Raw genomic sequence first — 17,373 nt, 5'->3', positions numbered from 1 at the left:
TACACCCGAATCAGGTTTAACGCAGGTTGACCAGGGTCTGCAGCACCGAGTCCTCGGTCTTGATGGTCTGCGCATTGGCCTGGTAGACGCGCTGCGCGGTGATCATATCGACCAGCTGCTCGGTCAGGTCCACGTTGGACGCTTCCACCGACGACGAGCGCAGCAGACCCATGCCGCCCTCGCCCGGCACGCCCACCTGGGGCACGCCGGAGGCCGAGCTTTCGGCCCAGGCATTGTTGCCCAGCGGCGTCAGGCCGTCCACGCTGGCGAAGTCGGCCAGCACCAGCTGGGCCAGCGGACGCGATTTGCCATTGCTGTACTGCCCGATGATCACGCCGTTCGCATCGGCCGCGAAGCGGGTCAGGCTGCCGGAGGAGTAGCCGTCCTGGATCGATTCCTTCTCGCTGGTGGCCGAGCCGTATTGCGTGGTGCCGACGAAGTTGGCGGCAACCGGCAAGGTCAGCTGGGCGCCGTTGTCCGGGAAGATGGGCAGGTTGATGGTGAAGGGCAGGCTCTGCGATGGGGTCAGCGCCAGCATCGCGGCGGCATCCAGGCCGCCGTTCTTGTCGAAGACCAGAGTGCCGACCTTGGTGGCCGGCACGTTGACGGCGGCCTGCAGGGCGGCGTCGATCTTGTCCGGGTTGTTGCCGGCGACGGCGCCCACGTCGGTGCCGCCGACCGAGTCATAGACACGGGCGATCTGGGCCAGCTGGGCCGCGTTGGCGCCGGCTGCCGTTGCCGCCGCGGTCACGGCAGCGCCCGCCGCCGCCGAGTAAACCTGCTGGGCCGCGACAATGTCGGCCGGGGTGGATGGCGGCGCCGTAGCGGTGACGGCGGCCTGGTAGGCGGCGCGTGCCGCCACCGTGGCCGGATCGCTCAGCACCGACTGCATCACGGCCTTGGCGTCGATCTGGATGCCGTCATTGCCGGCATACACATCCCAGCTGCCGCCGGCGGTCTTCACGTAGTACATGGACATCACGTGCTCATTGCCCAGCGAGTCGTACACCGGCAGCACGGTCTGCTTGTTGTAGGAGGTCGGATCCTGGGCGTCGAAGGGAATGGTCTTCGGCACGGTCTCGTTCGAGCTCAGGTTCAGCTTGAAGTTGGCGGTGGTGGTCTGCACCGGCGGCAGGTCGGCCGTGTCGATCTTGATCGGCACCGGCGCTCCGGACAGGATCACTCCGTCCTTGTTGGCCAGGTAGCCGGTCACTTGCGCGCCCTGGGCATTGACCAGGGTGCCGGTCTTGTCCAGCAGGAACTGGCCGTTACGGGTGTACTGCACGGCGCCGCCCACCACGGTGCGGAAGAAGCCGCCGCCGTTGATGGAGATATCCAGCGGGTTGTTGGTGGTCTCGATATTACCCTGGGTGAACTGCTGGGCCAGGCGCGCGACGCTGACGCCGATACCGGCATTGTTGCCGCTGATGCCGTTCAGCGAATTGGCATACAGGTCGGCAAACTGGGCTTCGGAGCTCTTGAAGCCCACGGTGCTGGCGTTGGCGATATTGTTGCCGATGACGTCGAGCGATTTGGTGGCGGCGTTCAGGCCGCTGAGACCTTGTTGGAACATGGTTTTTCCCCTATCTGTGGGCTTGGAAAATTACAGAACTTGTTTGATGTCGTCCATCGTGATCTGGCCGACCGATGGAACGTTGAGTTTGACGCCGCCGGCGCCGGTGGACATGCTGGCCACGGTGCCGAAAGTCAGGCCGCGAATCAGGTCATCGCCCATCGACTTGCCGCCGGCCAGGCCCTCGACGCTGATGGTGTAAGTACCGTCCGCCACCGTGGTGCCGTCCTTCAGCTTGCCGTCCCAGACCAGGGGCACGGTGCCGGCATCCACATCCTGCAGGCTGATGGTGTGCAGCACGGTGCCGCCCTTGCTCTTGATCTCGATTTGCACGTCGTCGGCATGCGAAGCCAGTTCGATGCCGAGCAGGGCCTTGCCTTCCGTGACCTGCAGGCCATTGCCCGGCACCAGCACGCCGTGGCCGATCAGGTTGGTGGCCGCGATATTGGCCGAGGCCTGGTAATCGGTCTTCAGCGACTCCAGCGTGTCGTTCAGCTTGTTAATGCCGGTCACGGTGTTCAGCTGGGCCAGCTGGCTCGTGACCTGGGCATTGTCCAGCGGGTTCAGCGGGTCCTGATTCTTCAGTTGCGTGATCAGCAGCGTCATGAACTTGTCCTGTTCCGCCGAAATCTGGCTGCTGGTCGAGGGGCCGGTCGGGTTGACGGCATTCAGCAGGGCCTGCGACGGGCCGTTGACGTTGTTGTTGGTAGCGACGGCCATAATTATTGTCCGATGGTGAGGGTTTTCAGCAGCAGCGATTTGGCTGCATTCATGGTTTCCACATTGGTCTGGTAGGAGCGCGAGGCGGACAGCATATTCACCATCTCGTCCACCACATTCACATTGGGCATGCTCACATAACCCTTCTCGTCAGCCAGCGGATTCTTCGGGTCGTACACCTGCTTCAGCGGCGACGGGTCTTCGATGACCTGCTGCACCTTGACGCCGGTGGAGGAATTGTTCGCGCTCGGCGTGGCCTCGAACACCACCTGCTTGGCGCGGTAGGCGGTGCCGTTGGCGCTGGTGGCCGAATCGGCATTGGCCAGGTTCGAGGCCACCACGTTCAGGCGCTGGGCCTGGGCGCTCATGGCCGAACCGGAAACATTAAAAATACTGAACAGCGACATGATTACTGGCCTCCCTGAATTGCCGCCAGCAGGCCCTTGATCTGCGAATTGATCAGGGTAACGCCTGCTTCATAGCGCAGCGCGTTGTCGGCGAACTGGTTGCGTTCCACATCCATGTCGACGGTATTGCCGTCGACCGAGCCCTGCACGATGCCGCGGTACAGCAGCGGCGTGCCGTCGGGCAGCCTCTTGCCGTCTTGCGGAGGGGCCGGGTAATGTTTGCCCGCCGTGGTTTTCAGCGGATCCTTATTGGTATTGCTCATGGCCGAGCTCAGCGCGGCGCTGAAGTCGATATCGCGCGCCTTGTAGCCGGGCGTATCCGCATTCGCGATATTCGAGGCGATCACGGTCTGCCGCTGCGAGCGCAGGCTCAGCGCGGTTTCATTGAATCGCAAAAAATCGTCGAGTTTCCCTAACATGGCGGCTCCACTTGCATCTTCTGGTAGTGACAGCCTCGATCATACGGAGGGCATGGCGCAAACGATCCGCCGATAAGGCCCCGCTTTTCCGCCTTATTCATGGCTTCGCCCGGCCGCGACGCCGCTAAGATGGCAGCATTCCTTATTGTTCCGTGCCCGCGCCATGAAACTGCCCATCCTGATTACCGCCCTGCTGCTCAGTTCCGCCGCGCTCGCCAACGGCCGCACCGATGCCGCCCAGCTGCGCCAGACGGTGGAACAGTTCCTGGAAGTGCAGGCGGCCGGCCTGCCGGGCAAGGTCAAGGTCACGGTGGGCGCCATCGACAGCCGCACCGCCCTCGGGCCCTGCGCCGCGCCGGAGGCCTTCCTGATGCCGGGCGCCCGCGCCTGGGGCAAGACCTCGGTCGGCGTCAGGTGTGCGTCGCCGTCCACATGGACGGTATATATTCAGGCCAATGTCTCGGTATTGGGCAGCTATATTGCCGCCGGCGTGCCGCTGGCCCAGGGCCAGCCCATCCAGGAAAGCCAGCTGGTAACCCTGCAGGCGGACCTGACAACCTTGCCTTCGAGCATCGTTACCGACAAGGCCCAGGTCGTCGGCCGCAGCAGCAATATTTCCCTGGCCGCCGGCATGCCGCTGCGGCTGGACAATCTGCGCAGCAAGCAGGTGGTGCAGAACGGACAACTGGTGCGCCTGGTGGCGGCCGGAGCCGGATTCAGTATTTCTTCCGAAGGCAAGGCCACCGGCAATGCGGCGGAAGGACAGGTAGTGCAGGTGCGCACGGCCGCCGGCCAGCAGGTATCCGGCATTGCCAAGGCAGGAGGTCTGGTCGAGGTGGCGTTCTGATAACCGGCTGCCGCGCTAAAGTTTCCAGCGCCCCTGCCGTTATAAGACTCGTATACCGGGGTAAAGTACTCCAACCAGACGAGGAACAGCTGTGAAAATCAACGATTCATTGAAGAGCACGAACGGCTTGCCAGCGTCCGCGCCGAACAACACGGCCAGCAGTGCGCGCACTGCCGAAAAGGCCGCGGCGACGGCAGCGCAGACCCAGGCAAGTACCGACAGCGTGCGCCTGTCCCCACAGGGGCAGGCGATGGCGGCCAGCGGTACGGCCGGCGCAGGTGCGGTCTTCGACACCAAAAAGGTCGAACGCATCAAGCTGGCGATCGCGGATGGCCAATTCCAGGTCAACTCGGAGAAAGTGGCGGACGGCCTGCTGGAAACAGTCAAGGACCTGCTGCACTCCCGCAAACGATAGGTAAAGCATGCAAACCGCTTCCCCCATGAACAGCCTGGCTTCCGAGCAGGCGCTGATTACGGCACTGGTCGACGTACTGGAGCAGGAGCAGCAGCATCTGGTGGCAGCGGACATTGACAGCCTGAGCGAGGTAACGCCGCGCAAGACGGCCCTGGTCAATGAAATGAGTTTGCTGGCTGCGCAGCGCCACCGCCTGCTGAAGGCGGCCGGCTACGATGCGGAAGAAGCCGGCATGGAAGCCTGGCTGGCCGCCTGCGGCAGCGCCGAGGACAGCGCGCAGTGGGAAGCGCTGCTGGCGCAGACGCGCGAAGCCAAGGAACTGAACCGCCTGAACGGCATGCTGATCAACCGCCAGCTGGGCAATACGCAAGGCGCGCTGCAGGCGCTGCGTCCCGCGGCGGCGCCCGTCTACGGCCCCAGCGGCCACACCAGCGGCCCCGGCCCGCGCCGCGGCTTCATCGCCGGATAAAAAATTTGGAAAAATTGGGGACAGACCCGGATTATACGAATCGTATAATCCGGGTCTGTCCCCAATTTTCTAGCGGGTTGGAATTTCGGTGACGACGTCGGGAATTTTCGACAGGATGGTGATCGCCACGCGCCTGTTGCGCGCGCGGTTTTCCGGCGTGTCGTTCGGCGCCACGGGATTGTTGGCCGCATGGCCTACCGCCGTCAGCCGCTGCGGCGCCACGCCGGCATCGATGAACAGGCGCACCACGGTCGCCGCCCGCACCGCCGACAGCTCCCAGTTCGACGCAAAGGCGGTGCGCACCGGCTGGTTGTCCGTATGCCCTTCCACCTGCACCGCATGCGGATCATCCTTCAGCAAACCCGCCACCGCCTGCAGCGCCTCGCGCGATTCGCCGGTGAGCCGCGCATCGGCCGGATCGAACAGCACGCTGGCATTGATCTCCACGCTCACGCCGCGGCTGTCCTGGGTGACGCGCACCTTGCCCTCCTTGACCAGCGGCGCCATGGTGGACAGCAGGTCCTGCGCCAGCTTGGTCAGCTGCGCCTTCTCGCGCTTCATGGCCTCGTTGCGGCGCTTCAGCGCCGGGTTGGGAATCGGAATGTTCTGCACTTCGGTATTCGGCGGCCGCGCGGCGCCCTGGCCGCCGAAGGCATCGCCCAGCGCGTCGGAAAACACGCGGTACTTGCCTACATTGACGGAAGAAATCGAATACATCACCACGAAGAAGGCGAACAGCAGCGTGATGAAGTCGGCATAGGAAATCAGCCAGCGTTCATGGTTCTCCGGCTCGTCGTCGAACTTCCTGCGCGCGCGCCGATAGGTGGCCATCTCAGTGGTGCTCCCGCAGCAGCGTGGCGATGCGTTCGTCCATCACGCGCGACAGGTCGCCGGTGGAGATATCGTGGAACACGGCGGCCGCAATATCCATCTGGTGCACCTGCTGGGTGACGATATTCTTGAGCTTGTTGGCGATCGGGTAGAACAGCAGGTTGGCCAGGCCCACGCCGTAGATCGTGGACACGAAAGCCACCGCAATGCCCGGCCCCAGCTTGCTCGGGTCGGACAGGTTCTCCATCACGTGGATCAGGCCCAGCACCGCGCCCAGGATGCCGATGGTGGGCGAGTAGCCGGCGGCCGATTCCCACATGCGCACGGCCTGGCGCTCCGAGGTTTCGAAGGCGGTGATTTCGGTATCGAGCAGCTGGCGCATCTTGTCCGGCTGGATGCCGTCCACGATCATGCGCAGGCCCTTGGCCGTGAAGTAGTCCTTGCTGTCGTGCATATGGCGCTCCAGCGCCAGCGGGCCTTCGCGCCGCACGGTCTGGTTCCAGGCCGCGATGTCGCGCGCCAGCGCGGCGCGGGTGTCGGCCGGCGGACGGAAGATCCAGGCCAGCATGCGCACGCCGCGGCGCAGGGTCGCGGGCCGGGTCTGCAGCATGACGGCGCCGAAGGTGCCCACCACCACGATGGCGAAGGCGGCCGGCTGGACCAGGGAATCGAGCTTGCCGCCTTCCAGCGCCTGGCCCACCAGCAGGCCGGCCAGCGCGATGGCCAGCCCGATTAAGCTGGCCCAGTCCACGCCTGCTCCCTTAACGATGCACGCAAACGGGCCACCGCCTGCGTGTGCAGCTGCGATACCCGCGATTCGGAAACGCCCATGACGGCGCCGATTTCCTTGAGGTTCAGTTCTTCTTCGTAGTACAGGCCCATCAGCATTTTCTCGCGCGGCGGCAAGGCGTCGATGGCGTCGATCACGGCCTGGCGGAAGTCGGTGTCCAGCAGCGCGCGCAGCGGGTCGGCCTCGTCGTCCTGCGCATAGCGGTCGAGGAAGCTGTCGTTGCCGTCATCGGTATGGAAATCTTCGTAGTACACCAGCTGGTGGCCGCCGCCTTCGGACAGCATTTCCTGGTAGTCGGACAGCGAGAGCTTGAGCGACTTGGCCACTTCCGATTCGCTGGGCGGACGGCCCAGGCGCTGCTGCAGCTGGGCCATGGCGTTCTCGATCTTGCGCATGTCCTGGCGCATGGAACGCGGCATCCAGTCGCTGCTGCGCAGCTCGTCGAGCATGGCGCCGCGGATGCGCATCACCGCATAGGTTTCAAACTGGGCGCCGTGGGTTTCTTCATAGCGGTTGATGGCGTCGAGCAGGCCGATCATCCCCGCTTGTACCAGGTCATCCACTTCCACACTGGGCGGCAGCTTGGCCTTCATGTGGTGGGCCAGGCGCTTGACCAACGGCATATGCTCCGTCAGCAAGGAATCCTTGTCCACTTTCCCTTTGACCGTGTACATAAAGTTCTAGTTTTTCTCAGGCGCTAAAATGGTTGCCACTCCCTGCAAAATGTGACGGCGAGCCGGCCAGCGCCAGGCGCCCGGCCAGTTGGCGGAAGGCTACCGAAGCGCCGGCCAGCGGGAAAGCATCGACTACGGCGCGGCCCAGGCGCGCGGCGCGGTGCAGATACTCGTCGGCCGGCACGGAACCCATGGAAACCAGGTTCACGGCCAGGTAGCGGCTTGCCGCTTGCGCCATATTATCGTAAACCACACGGGCTTCGGCCTCCGATGCCCCGGTAACAACAATTCCGAACGGACGGCGGCCCAGTTCCTGGCTCAGCCGCTTGATCATCATATAAGCATTCTTGATGGAAGTGGCGCTGTTCGACACCTGCACCACGATGTCCGAGCTGGCCATCACCGGCACCGGGAAGGCTTCGCCATCGAACTCGCCGTCCACGATCACGATTCCGGCCTGGCTGGCCAGCGCATCGAAGGCCTTGGCCAGGCGGCGGCACTCTTCCTGGCCGTGGCGCAGTTCGCCGCGCGTCATGGACACCACATTGAAGCCCTGCGGCACTTCATACATCACTTCGTTCAGCGCGCACTGCTGGCGCGCCACGTTCAGCAGGCTGGCGCCATTGTCCGCGCCGAGGCGGGACGCGACGCCGTGCGCGCTGGCACAGGCATCCACCAGCACCACGTCGTTGCCGGCCCGGGCCAGCGTGGCGCCCAGGTTCACCAGCATGGAACCCTTGTCGTCCTGCGGGGTGGCGGAGAGGAAGGTGACGATGCGTGGCCGTGGGCCGGCCAGCATCCGGCGCAGGCCTTCGGCCTGGTCGAAATTAAAATTAGCCAAGGTGAACCTCGCGCAGCATGGCGTCGTTGCCTGCGGCTGCCATCAGCAGCGGCAGTTCGGAATCGGCGTATTGGGTGGCGGCGGCGCCCTGCTTCAGGCTGAAGGCGCGCTCGATCAGCTCGGCCGGCTTGGCCAGGTGCAGGTCTTCCGGCACGCGCTGGCCGTTGGACACATAGTACAGCTGCAGCTTCTGGCGGATCACCACGTCCAGCACGTTGCCGATGGAGGCGGCTTCGTCCAGCTTGGTCATGATGCAGCCGGCCAGGCCGCTGCCCTGGTAGGCGCGCACCACTTCGTTCAGGGTTTCCTGGGTGGCGGTGGCGTTCAGGCACAGGATGCGCTGCACGTCGGCATCCGCGCCCTGCAGCATGGCCACCTGCTCCGTCACCATCTGGTCGCGCTGGGACACGCCGACGGTGTCGATCAGCACGGTGTGCTTGTTCTTCAGTTCCTTCAGGGCGATGCGCAGGTCGGCTTCGTCCTTCACCGAGTGCACCATCACGCCCAGGATCTTGCCGTAGATGCGCAGCTGTTCGTGGGCGCCGATACGGTAGGCGTCAGTGGTGATCAGGGCCAGCTTTTCCGGACCGTGGCGCATCACGCAGCGCGCGGCCAGCTTGGCGGTGCTGGTGGTCTTGCCGACGCCGGTGGGGCCGACCAGGGCGAATACGCCGCCCTGCTCCAGCAGCGCATCTTCGTTGCCGAGGGCGCTCAGGTTGCGGGTCAGCACGGTGCGGATCCAGTCGCGGCTTTCGGCGGCGCTGCGGCCCTGCGGCATCTTGTCCAGCAGGTAGCGCGACAGGGTGGCGGAGAAGCCGGCGGCCAGCATTTCGCGCAGCGCGGCGGTCTTGTTCGGTTCGCGCTGCTGGGTGGAACCCCAGGACAGCTCGGCCAGCTGGCTTTCCATCATGCCGCGCATGGCGCGCAGCTCGCTCATCATGGTGCTCATTTCGGCAGCGGCATTGACCTTGGCGGCGTTCACGGCTTCCGTCACCATGGCCGAGATGCGGTCCATGTCCATTGCGGGCGGCACCGGGGTGGCCACGCGCGGCGCGGCGGGACGGGCCGGGGCCACGGCGCGGGCCGGCGCGGCCGGGGCCGGACGCGGCAGCGGGGCCAGTTGCGGGATATTCAGCGGCGCATTCAGGCGCGCGGCCATCGCTTCGTCATAGGCCTGGGTGATGCTGGCGCGGGTGGCGGACGCCGCCACCGGGGTGTCGTCCAGGTCCAGCTGCGGCTGCGGTGCGGCCATGGGCGAGTCGGCGGCCGGGCTGGCCAGCGACGCAGCATCGTCATTGGCCAGCGCGAGGATTTCCACCACGCCATCCATTGGACGGTTCGACAAGATCACCGCATCCGGGCCGAGGGCTTCGCGCACTTTGCGCAGCGCCTCACGCGACGTGGGCGCGGTAAATTTTTTGACGTTCATTGCTGCTGCTCCTGTTCTGGACGCGGTTTCACTCTGATGGTGAAATTATTGACGATGCACAGGAGAAATCATCTAAGGAACAGGCCGGTAAACCCCCTGCTTTTCCCCATTGGCCCTTTCGCCGCCCCAAATGGCCGAGCCCGTGTCCACCTTGGGGTCAGACCCCAGGGTGGACACGGGCTCGGCTGTTGCGGCGGCTTAGGCCGGGTTGCCGACCAGCGCGGTGACGCGGATGGTCTTGGTCTCCGGGATTTCGTTATGCGACAGTACCTTGAGCTGCGGCAGCGCGCGGCGCAGGAAGCGCGACAGCAAGGCGCGCAGCGGCCCCGGCACCAGCAGCACCGGCGTGACGCCCAGCGCTTCCTGCTGCGCGGCGGCCTGCTGGGCCTGCTGCGCGATGCTGTCCGCCAGGCCCGGCTCGATGCCCTCGCCGCCGCTGGTCTGCAGCGCCTGCATCAGCAGGCGTTCCAGGCGGTTGTCCAGCGTCATCACCGACAGCTCGCCGCTGCCGGGGAACAGCTGCTGCACGATGGCCCGGCCCAGCGCCACGCGCACCAGCGCCGTCAGCTCGTTCGGGTCCTGCGTGTGTGCCGTATGCTCGGCCAGCGACTCGATGATGGAGCGCATGTCGCGGATATGCACGCCTTCCGACAGCAGGTTCTGCAGCACCTTTTGCAGTGCCGACAGGGAAATCATCTTCGGCACCAGGTCTTCCACCAGCTTCGGCGATTCCTTGCCCAGGTGGTCCAGCAGGGCCTGCACTTCGCCCCGGCCCAGCAGCTCGGACGCGTGGGTGGTGATCAGGTGGTTCAGGTGGGTGGCCACCACGGTCCCCGCGTCCACCACCGTATAGCCCATGCCCTGCGCCTGGTCGCGCATGCCGGCGTCGATCCACACGGCCGGCAGGCCGAAGGCGGGATCGGTGGTCGCCAGGCCCGGCAGTGTGCCGCTGGCCATACCCGGATTGATGGCCAGGAACTGGCCGTTGAAGGCCTCGCCTGCGCCCACTTCCACGCCTTTCAGCGTGATGCGGTAGGCCGACGGTTTGAGTTCCAGGTTGTCGCGGATATGCACCGGCGGCGCCAGGAAGCCCACTTCCTGCGCGAATTTCTTGCGGATGCCCTTGATGCGCTTGAGCAGTTCACCGCTCTGCGTTTTGTCGACCAGCGGAATCAGGCGGTAGCCCACTTCCAGGCCCAGGGTATCGACGGCCATCACGTCCTGCCAGGTGGCCTCTTCCGACTCCGCCGGCGCCGCGGCGCCGCCGGCGGCGGCCGCGGCAGCCGCCTGGCCTTGCGGCGAAGCCGCCAGTTCTTCCTTCTCCTTGATACGCTTGGACATCAGGTAGCCGATACCGGCCATGCCGCCGCCCAGCAGCAGGAAGACCAGGTTCGGCATGCCCGGAATCAGGCCCATGCCGCCGATGATGCCGGCCGTGATGTACATGACCTGCGGCTTCTCGAACAGCTGGCCGATCACCTGGGTGCCGATGTCCGAATCGGAAGCCACGCGCGACACCACGATACCGGCCGCAATCGAAATCACCAGCGATGGGATCTGCGCCACCAGGCCGTCACCGATGGCCAGCAGCGTGTAGTTCTTGATCGCTTCCGCGAACGGCATATCGTGCTGGATCAGGCCCACCAGCAGGCCGCCCACGATATTGATGACGGTAACGAGAATGCCCGCCACCGCGTCGCCGCGCACGTATTTGGAGGCGCCGTCCATGGCGCCGTAGAACTCGGCTTCCTGCGACACCTCGTTGCGGCGCTTGCGCGCATCCGCTTCGCCGATCAGGCCGGCATTCAGGTCGGCGTCGATCGCCATCTGCTTGCCCGGCATCGCGTCCAGGGCGAAGCGTGCGCCCACCTCGGCGATACGGCCCGCGCCCTTGGTCACGACCACGAAGTTGATAATGGTGAGGATGATGAAGACCACGATACCGACCGTGTAGTTACCGCCGATCAGGAAGTGGCCGAAGGCCTCGATCACCTTGCCGGCGGCATCCGGGCCGGTGTGGCCCTCGGTCAGCACCACGCGGGTGGAGGCCACGTTCAGCGCCAGGCGCAGCATGGTGGACAGCAGCAGCACGGTAGGGAAAGCCATGAAGTCCAGCGGCTTCACGGTGTACAGGCTGGTGAGCAGCACCACGATGGACAGCGCGATGTTGAAGCTGAAGAACAGGTCCAGCACGAAGGCCGGCAGCGGCAGGATCATCATCGCCAGCAGCATGATGATGAGGACAGGCGCCGCCAGGCTGCGGCCCGCCGCTCCACTCATATTTGGCATCCATGCCGGCATTTTCAGGCTGTTCATGATTCAGCTTCCCTTGAGTCTTTTGTTATCAGTGTTTCGGCTGTTGCGAAGCCGGATTGTTCGGGTCCATATCGGCCGGCACGTCGAGCCTGGTCGGACGGTCCGGATAGTGGCCGCCCGGACGGTAGGCGCGCAGCTGGTAGACATAGGCCAGCACCTCGGCCACGGCCGCGTACAGGCGCGACGGAATCTCGTCGCCGATCTCGGTGTGCTTGTGCAGTGCACGGGCCAGGGCCGGCGCTTCCAGGATGGCCACCTTGTGTTCTTTCGCCAGTTCGCGGATCTTGGCCGCCACTTCGTCGGTACCCTTGGCCACCACTTTCGGTGCGCCGCGCGAGCCTTCCGCATATTTCAGCGCCACCGCGTAGTGGGTCGGGTTCGTCACCACCACGTCGGCGGTCGGCACGTCGGCCATCATGCGGCGCTTCGCCATCTCGCGCTGCATCTGGCGGATCTTGCCCTTGATCTGGGGATTGCCGTCCGATTCCTTGGATTCCTGGATCAGCTCCTGGCGCGTCATCTTCAGCTTGTTCGCGTAATGCCACATCTGGTACGGCGCATCGATGGCGGCGATAAAGCCCAGCGAACCCACCAGGAACAGGAAGCTCATGGCCATCATGTCCAGCAAATGCGCAAAAGCCTCGCGCGGAGGTTCATTGGCGAGGCCGAAAATGGCGTTCTTGTAGCGCAGGAAAACCATATAGGCGACCGCCGCCACCACTACCGTCTTGGCGATAGCCTTGATCAGTTCGACCAGGGAATTCTTGGAAAACAGGTTGCTGATGCCGTTGATCGGGTTCAGCTTGCCGAAATTGGGGGTAATGGCCTTGGAGCTGAACAGCCAGCCGCCCACCAGCAGCGGCGAAGCCAGCGCCACCACCATCACCGCCACGCCCAGCGGCAGGCAGGCGATCAGCACCTGCACCAGGTCCATCAGGATGCGGTGGATCAGCACATCGGGCTGGAACACCTGCTCGCGGGTGAGCGAGAGGCCGGACACGACGGTGGCGCTCAGCTGGCGCACCAGGCCGGAACCGGTCATCCACAGGCCGGCGCCCGCAGCCATCAGCACGGTAAACGTCGCAACTTCCCGGCTTCGGGGAACGTCGCCTTCCTCACGCGCCTGCTCGAGGCGCCTCGGTGACGCGGCTTCTGTCTTTTCTGCGTCGCTGTCGTCGGCCATCTGCCACTCCTGTTGATGTAGCAGACATTGTCAGGCCAGCCGGTCCCACGGCATCCCGCGAGAAGAAGGAGCTTTCCTTAGCTATTCAAGATTTCCACTCAGTAATTCTCACCAATTGTAATAGTTCAGTTATTAAAAAAATACTTGTCAATACGCATATTTAACTTTCAGTTTTGAAATTAATGACTCATAGGCGACACGATTACAAAAAAACGAAAACTTAACACCTTGCCGACGTTGCCTGTTAGCTGGGTGGCATGCTACAGTTCAGTCTGTTGCCTAAAGAAAAACAATGAATTATTTAATCGCTGAGCTTTAAATAAACAGCGTAGCCAAAACTCACAAAATGTCACAAATTAGTAGTTCGACCGTAATACTCCGGCCGGGCATGTATATACTGCGCCACCCCGGCAACGGGCTGGCCCCTATCGGTATTGGCCGCGCGCCAGGTAGCCCCGTGCACGATGGCAAGCTGGAACAGCTGGCCACGCCCGGCACCCATGGCGCCGTGCTGCGCTCCGCAGCCGACTGCATCGTCGTATCCGTTACCGGCGGCTCAGTGGAGCTGCTGGTGAGCGCCTACGTGGCCAAGGCCGGCGACCCTATTCCTGCGCTGCGCCTGGACCAGATTGCCCTCGGCACCGCCCTGCCGGCACCGGCCGCAACGGCGGCTGCGCCGGCAGCGGCAGCGATGCCTGCGCCAACGCCCGCTCCCACGGCAGCACCGGCCGCGGCCCGCGTACCGATCAAGATCGGCCCGCACGGCATCTCCATCATCGGCCATGTGGAAGTGAGCGGCGACCTGGTTGCGGCAGAAGGCAGCACGCTGGGCGACCCGGCCACCAGCCGCCGCGTCGAAGGCTTCCAGGTCATGTGGCCTGACAAGCCCGAAGGCGTGGACCTGGCCTATAGCATCAGCGTGGAAAACGCCGGCAAATCGCCGATCGTGCAGACCGGCAAATTCGTCGGCACGCGCGGCAAGGCGCGCCGCATTACCGAAGTGACCTTTTCCCTGGTCGGCCCGAATGCGGGCAAATACCAGCTGGAAGGCATGGCGCACTTCTCCGGCGGCTACGACATGCCCGTCATCACCGGCATGACGCTGGCAGGACCGAGCGGCCTGGAACACCTGACGGCGCTGCGCCTGCGCGCGCTGCCGGCCACCGGCGCCGTGCCCACCGCCTGGGATCCATCGCCGCGCACCACCGTTTTCAAAGCCCCCGGCAAAGCCCCCGCGAAAGCGAAGGGCAAGACGCGGGGCAAGAAGTAGCAGGGCAAGAAAGCTGCACCTGTGTAAGGCGCCGGGGCGCGGCTCATTGCGGCTCCGGCTTTTTGAAACTAGAAAGGGGTAATAATGTACGATTCCGACACCTCAACAGTCACGTCCGCCCTGCGCTCCACGTCGACTGCGGTATTCACCGAAAAAACCATCGCCAATATCCTGGCGCTGACGTCGACCGTTGGCGATCCGGCCATCAAGATCGACAACAATCCGACGATCGCAACCGACGGCAAAGTGACCTTCGCTGCCGACACTGAACTCGGCTTCGTGAACGTCGCCGCGAGCGACACCGCACTGACCATCACCGGCAACACCAGCACCATCATCCTGGGCGGCAGCGGTTCGGCCAATCTGGTGGTCGGCAACCCGAACGACACCGTGGTGAGCGGCATTGCTGTAGGCGAGCCTAACCCAAGCGCACCGCAAGGCGCAGGCAGCACCGGCGTGCAGCGCGTGATCGTAACCACCGCACAAGCGGACAAGATCACCATCGTTGACGCGAAAAACACCCACGTGACCGCCAATAACGGCGACACCATCGTTGCCGGCCATGGCTACGACACCGTGGTTGCAGCCCAGGGTGACAGCACCGTTGAAGGCGGCGGCCACACCATCGTTCAGCTGACCGGTGCCGACACCGACTACACCGTGACCGTGGAAGACGGCCATGCCGTGATTTCGCACGCCACCAACGGCCAGGACATCGACGTGACCAAGGTGCAGTACGTCCAGCTGGACAACTACAAGGCACTGGTGTTCGCGGCGAACGAGAAAGAGGCAGCTGTTGCCCACCTGTACGAAGCACTGCTGGGCCGCGATGCGGACTTCGGCGGTCTGGAATACTGGTTCAACCTGGCGAACCACGGCACCTCGCTGACCGCGATTGCCGACGGCTTCCTGAAAGCAGCGGAATACACCGACGACAGCATCAGCAACGCTGACTTCGTGGCCAACCTGTACACCCACGCACTGGGCCGCGCCGGCGACACCGACGGTGCAGCATTCTGGGTGAACAGCCTCGAACACGGCGCAACCCGTGCTCAGGTTGCAGCAGCATTTGCTGAAGCAGCGGCTAACCACGCAGAAAACGGCGAAGCAACGATCGTGGGCACCAACATCACCATCGTAGACGGCATCGTTTAAAGGTTCTACATGCAGCATCTGAAAGGGGGCCCTGCCCCCTTTTTTCTATCTTTGTGTTCGCCCCGCAAGCGGGACGACGCAATTCTTGCGCGCGCACTTGAAGCCTATCAGGCCGGCCATTACGCCGACGCCCTGATCGGGGCCGAGTATGTGTGCCGCCGCTATCCCCTGAAAAGTATTCCGGCCATTTTGCGGGCCCATATCCTGCAGACGGCCAAACCCGAACTCGCGTCGCGCGCCTGGCAAGCCGCCTGGCAGGCCGACGCCGAAAACCCCATGCTGCAGGACCAGCTGCTGCAGCACTGGCTGCGCGACGGCGCGCAGGCCGAAGCTGCATCGCTCGGCCCCGCCTTCCTGCCCGCGCGCTGCATGGCCAACCAGCACGCCGGCCTGCTGCCCCTGCTGCGCGACGCGGGCGTGACGCTGACCGGCGCCTGCTGGAAGCAGGACGAGGCCATCGAAGGCATGGTCTTCAGCTTTACCGGCGCAGCGCAGGTGCAGCTGCTGCTGTCCGACGAAACCCGGCAGTGGCAATACACGGTGCCGGCCAACGGCCAGCGCTTCCGCCTGCCCTGCCCCTACCCGCAAGGCGTGTGGTCGCTCGCGCTGGCGCAGGACGGCGCCGCGCCGCAACTGCTGCCCGGTTCGCCGCTCGCCTTCTACCCGCTGCCTGCGCTGGTAGCGCCGGCGGAGCACGGGGCGCCGCAGGGCAAGCGCCCCGCCGTATCCATCGTGATTCCGGTCTACCGCGATATCGCTTTGGTACAGGCCTGCATCGGCAGCGTGCTGGCCAGCCTGCCGCGCAACCGCACGCCGGCGAAGATTGTGGTGGTGGACGATGCCAGCCCGGAACCGGCGCTGTCCGCCTGGCTGGACACCTTGGCCGCCGGCCGCAAGATCACGCTGCTGCGCAACCCGCGCAACCTCGGCTTCATCGAAGCCGTGAACCGCGGCCTGCGCCAGCACCCGCAGCACGACGTGCTGCTGCTGAATGCCGACACCCTGGTGCACGGCGACTGGATCGACCGCCTCGGCAAGTCGCTGTACAGCGCGCCGGACATCGCCTCCGTTTCGCCCTGGTCGAACAACGGCGAGATCACCAGCTTCCCCACCATCGCCCAGGCCGCCCCCGCGCCGGACGCCGCCCAGCTGGCCCGGATCGACCAGGCCGCCGCCGCGCTGCGCGCCCAGGGCCAGACCGACGATGTGGAACTGCCCTCCTGCTGCGGCTTCGCCATGCTGATCCGCCGCCGCGTGCTGGACCAGGTCGGCATGCTGGACGGCGCCGGCATGGTGCGCGGCTACAACGAAGAAGTGGACTGGTGCATGCGCGCCCGCGCCGCCGGCTGGCGCCACCTGGCCGCCGTGGGCGTGTTCATCGGCCACGCCGGCACCGTGTCCTTCGGCGCCGAGAAAACCCTGCGCGTGGCGCAGAACCGCACGGTCATCAATACGCGCTATCCAGGCTATCAGAAAGAATACGCCCGATTCAAGCGCGAAGATCCATTGCGCAGTGCACGGCAAGCGCTGTCCGCGTTGCTTGCGCCAGCTCGCAATGCCGGGATGTCTGCCCTAGAGGTCCTTGCAGAAGACGGGCCGGTGACAAGCGCGCTGGTCTCCGCAACGGCGCGCATCGCAGTCTGGAACCATAGGACAGATTCACGCTACGCAGGAAAGATCCTGCAGCTGGCGCGCGCCATAGCCAGCCAGCCACAGTTGCGCCTTCGTATGCTGGTAATTGGCGATGTGAGCGAAATGCTCTGGCATACTGGCGTGGTGGACGGGGTATCCGCTGTGCGCCCTGATGCAAAAGTGCTGCTCGACGACCGGCAGCTTCTCGAACTGACCGGTAATGCCGTGGTGCTGAGCGAGGAGCCTGGGAACACCCCCGCCACAGCCCCCATGGTTATGCTTTCCGACGAGTTCGATGCGACTACGTGGCTTGCAGACTGGGTAACAAGCAATCCAACTGGCCTGGCAGCGTGAGCATCACCCGTATCTGAACGATGAACAGCAAAACCTCTCCACCCGAAG

At 64.5% G+C, this 17,373-nt stretch carries 17 protein-coding genes; 6 read left to right on the top strand and 11 right to left on the bottom strand.

Annotated features, from left to right (window positions below):
- Positions 1-16: 16 nt before the first annotated feature.
- Genes ACJRPG_RS03055 through flgB form a run of 4 tightly spaced genes read right to left on the bottom strand, consistent with a single transcriptional unit; the run spans position 17 to position 3,119 of the window.
- The gene (locus tag ACJRPG_RS03055; RefSeq protein WP_407998567.1) at positions 17-1,573 is read right to left on the bottom strand and encodes a flagellar hook protein FlgE; all 1,557 of its coding nucleotides are present in this window, start codon (positions 1,571-1,573) and stop codon (positions 17-19) included.
- 30 nt (positions 1,574-1,603) lie between these two features.
- Positions 1,604-2,293: a flagellar hook assembly protein FlgD gene (locus ACJRPG_RS03050; RefSeq protein WP_407998566.1), complete on the bottom strand. Its 690-nt coding sequence runs from the start codon at positions 2,291-2,293 to the stop codon at positions 1,604-1,606.
- Between the two features lie 2 nt (positions 2,294-2,295).
- Positions 2,296-2,700 carry a flagellar basal body rod protein FlgC gene (flgC, locus tag ACJRPG_RS03045; protein WP_407998565.1) on the bottom strand — a complete coding sequence of 135 codons (405 nt, stop codon included), beginning with the start codon at positions 2,698-2,700 and terminating at the stop codon, positions 2,296-2,298.
- A 2-nt stretch (positions 2,701-2,702) separates the two neighbouring features.
- A complete protein-coding gene (flgB, locus tag ACJRPG_RS03040) occupies positions 2,703-3,119 on the bottom strand; it encodes a flagellar basal body rod protein FlgB (RefSeq protein WP_407998564.1) in 417 nt (138 codons plus the stop codon).
- 163 nt (positions 3,120-3,282) lie between these two features.
- On the opposite strand from flgB, the gene flgA reads away from it, so the two are divergent.
- The 3 genes from flgA to ACJRPG_RS03025 all read left to right on the top strand — a co-directional run bounded on the left by flgA (position 3,283) and on the right by ACJRPG_RS03025 (position 4,850).
- Positions 3,283-3,966: a flagellar basal body P-ring formation chaperone FlgA gene (gene flgA / locus ACJRPG_RS03035; RefSeq protein ID WP_407998563.1), complete on the top strand. Its 684-nt coding sequence runs from the start codon at positions 3,283-3,285 to the stop codon at positions 3,964-3,966.
- 91 nt (positions 3,967-4,057) lie between these two features.
- Positions 4,058-4,381: a flagellar biosynthesis anti-sigma factor FlgM gene (gene flgM, locus ACJRPG_RS03030; RefSeq protein WP_407998562.1), complete on the top strand. Its 324-nt coding sequence runs from the start codon at positions 4,058-4,060 to the stop codon at positions 4,379-4,381.
- A gap of 7 nt (positions 4,382-4,388) precedes the next feature.
- Positions 4,389-4,850, top strand: coding sequence for a flagellar protein FlgN (locus ACJRPG_RS03025; RefSeq protein WP_407998561.1), 462 nt, complete (start codon positions 4,389-4,391; stop codon positions 4,848-4,850).
- A gap of 69 nt (positions 4,851-4,919) precedes the next feature.
- On the opposite strand, the gene motD is transcribed toward ACJRPG_RS03025, so the two are convergent.
- The 7 genes from motD to flhB form a co-directional block, all read right to left on the bottom strand.
- The gene (gene motD, locus ACJRPG_RS03020; RefSeq protein ID WP_407998560.1) at positions 4,920-5,681 is read right to left on the bottom strand and encodes a flagellar motor protein MotD; all 762 of its coding nucleotides are present in this window, start codon (positions 5,679-5,681) and stop codon (positions 4,920-4,922) included.
- A 1-nt stretch (position 5,682) separates the two neighbouring features.
- Positions 5,683-6,432 carry a flagellar motor protein gene (locus tag ACJRPG_RS03015; RefSeq protein ID WP_407998559.1) on the bottom strand — a complete coding sequence of 250 codons (750 nt, stop codon included), beginning with the start codon at positions 6,430-6,432 and terminating at the stop codon, positions 5,683-5,685.
- Positions 6,414-7,145, bottom strand: a complete 732-nt coding sequence (locus tag ACJRPG_RS03010; RefSeq protein ID WP_407998558.1) for an RNA polymerase sigma factor FliA — start codon at positions 7,143-7,145, stop codon at positions 6,414-6,416. The genes ACJRPG_RS03015 and ACJRPG_RS03010 overlap by 19 nt, the downstream gene beginning before the upstream one ends.
- Before the next feature lie 16 nt (positions 7,146-7,161).
- Complete coding sequence (locus ACJRPG_RS03005) at positions 7,162-7,986, bottom strand: MinD/ParA family ATP-binding protein (RefSeq protein ID WP_407998557.1); 825 nt, start codon at positions 7,984-7,986, stop codon at positions 7,162-7,164.
- Entirely contained in the window at positions 7,979-9,415 is a 1,437-nt protein-coding gene (flhF, locus tag ACJRPG_RS03000; protein WP_407998556.1) for a flagellar biosynthesis GTPase FlhF, read from the bottom strand. The genes ACJRPG_RS03005 and flhF overlap by 8 nt, the downstream gene beginning before the upstream one ends.
- A gap of 198 nt (positions 9,416-9,613) precedes the next feature.
- Entirely contained in the window at positions 9,614-11,731 is a 2,118-nt protein-coding gene (flhA, locus tag ACJRPG_RS02995; protein ID WP_407998555.1) for a flagellar biosynthesis protein FlhA, read from the bottom strand.
- Between the two features lie 28 nt (positions 11,732-11,759).
- Entirely contained in the window at positions 11,760-12,914 is a 1,155-nt protein-coding gene (flhB, locus tag ACJRPG_RS02990) for a flagellar biosynthesis protein FlhB (RefSeq protein ID WP_407998554.1), read from the bottom strand.
- Positions 12,915-13,302: 388 nt separating this feature from the next.
- Here flhB and ACJRPG_RS02985 point away from each other — a divergent pair, with 388 nt between their 5' ends.
- The 3 genes from ACJRPG_RS02985 (at position 13,303) to ACJRPG_RS02975 (ending at position 17,325) form a co-directional block, all read left to right on the top strand.
- On the top strand, positions 13,303-14,184 hold the full coding sequence (locus ACJRPG_RS02985; protein ID WP_407998553.1) for a hypothetical protein: 882 nt from the start codon (positions 13,303-13,305) through the stop codon (positions 14,182-14,184).
- Positions 14,185-14,268: 84 nt separating this feature from the next.
- Positions 14,269-15,339 carry a DUF4214 domain-containing protein gene (locus ACJRPG_RS02980; protein WP_407998552.1) on the top strand — a complete coding sequence of 357 codons (1,071 nt, stop codon included), beginning with the start codon at positions 14,269-14,271 and terminating at the stop codon, positions 15,337-15,339.
- A 51-nt stretch (positions 15,340-15,390) separates the two neighbouring features.
- Positions 15,391-17,325 carry a glycosyltransferase family 2 protein gene (locus ACJRPG_RS02975; protein WP_407998551.1) on the top strand — a complete coding sequence of 645 codons (1,935 nt, stop codon included), beginning with the start codon at positions 15,391-15,393 and terminating at the stop codon, positions 17,323-17,325.
- The last annotated feature ends 48 nt before the right edge of the window (positions 17,326-17,373 follow it).

This window comes from Pseudoduganella rhizocola (assembly GCF_045984285.3).
GTDB lineage: Bacteria > Pseudomonadota > Gammaproteobacteria > Burkholderiales > Burkholderiaceae_D > Rugamonas.
Note: the sequence above shows the minus strand (reverse complement) of the source record. Positions and strands in the feature narration are given on the sequence as shown.

What these genes read in the sequence shown, in the direction of transcription:
- flgB (WP_407998564.1), bottom strand. Translation starts at nt 3,119, where the DNA reads ATGTTAGGGAAACTCGACGATTTTTTGCGATTCAATGAAACCGCGCTG.
- flgC (WP_407998565.1), bottom strand. Translation starts at nt 2,700, where the DNA reads ATGTCGCTGTTCAGTATTTTTAATGTTTCCGGTTCGGCCATGAGCGCC.
- ACJRPG_RS02985 (WP_407998553.1), top strand. Translation starts at nt 13,303, where the DNA reads ATGTATATACTGCGCCACCCCGGCAACGGGCTGGCCCCTATCGGTATT.
- ACJRPG_RS03010 (WP_407998558.1), bottom strand. Translation starts at nt 7,145, where the DNA reads ATGTACACGGTCAAAGGGAAAGTGGACAAGGATTCCTTGCTGACGGAG.
- ACJRPG_RS03025 (WP_407998561.1), top strand. Translation starts at nt 4,389, where the DNA reads ATGCAAACCGCTTCCCCCATGAACAGCCTGGCTTCCGAGCAGGCGCTG.
- flhA (WP_407998555.1), bottom strand. Translation starts at nt 11,731, where the DNA reads ATGAACAGCCTGAAAATGCCGGCATGGATGCCAAATATGAGTGGAGCG.
- flhF (WP_407998556.1), bottom strand. Translation starts at nt 9,415, where the DNA reads ATGAACGTCAAAAAATTTACCGCGCCCACGTCGCGTGAGGCGCTGCGC.
- flhB (WP_407998554.1), bottom strand. Translation starts at nt 12,914, where the DNA reads ATGGCCGACGACAGCGACGCAGAAAAGACAGAAGCCGCGTCACCGAGG.
- ACJRPG_RS03050 (WP_407998566.1), bottom strand. Translation starts at nt 2,293, where the DNA reads ATGGCCGTCGCTACCAACAACAACGTCAACGGCCCGTCGCAGGCCCTG.
- ACJRPG_RS02980 (WP_407998552.1), top strand. Translation starts at nt 14,269, where the DNA reads ATGTACGATTCCGACACCTCAACAGTCACGTCCGCCCTGCGCTCCACG.
- ACJRPG_RS03055 (WP_407998567.1), bottom strand. Translation starts at nt 1,573, where the DNA reads ATGTTCCAACAAGGTCTCAGCGGCCTGAACGCCGCCACCAAATCGCTC.
- flgA (WP_407998563.1), top strand. Translation starts at nt 3,283, where the DNA reads ATGAAACTGCCCATCCTGATTACCGCCCTGCTGCTCAGTTCCGCCGCG.
- motD (WP_407998560.1), bottom strand. Translation starts at nt 5,681, where the DNA reads ATGGCCACCTATCGGCGCGCGCGCAGGAAGTTCGACGACGAGCCGGAG.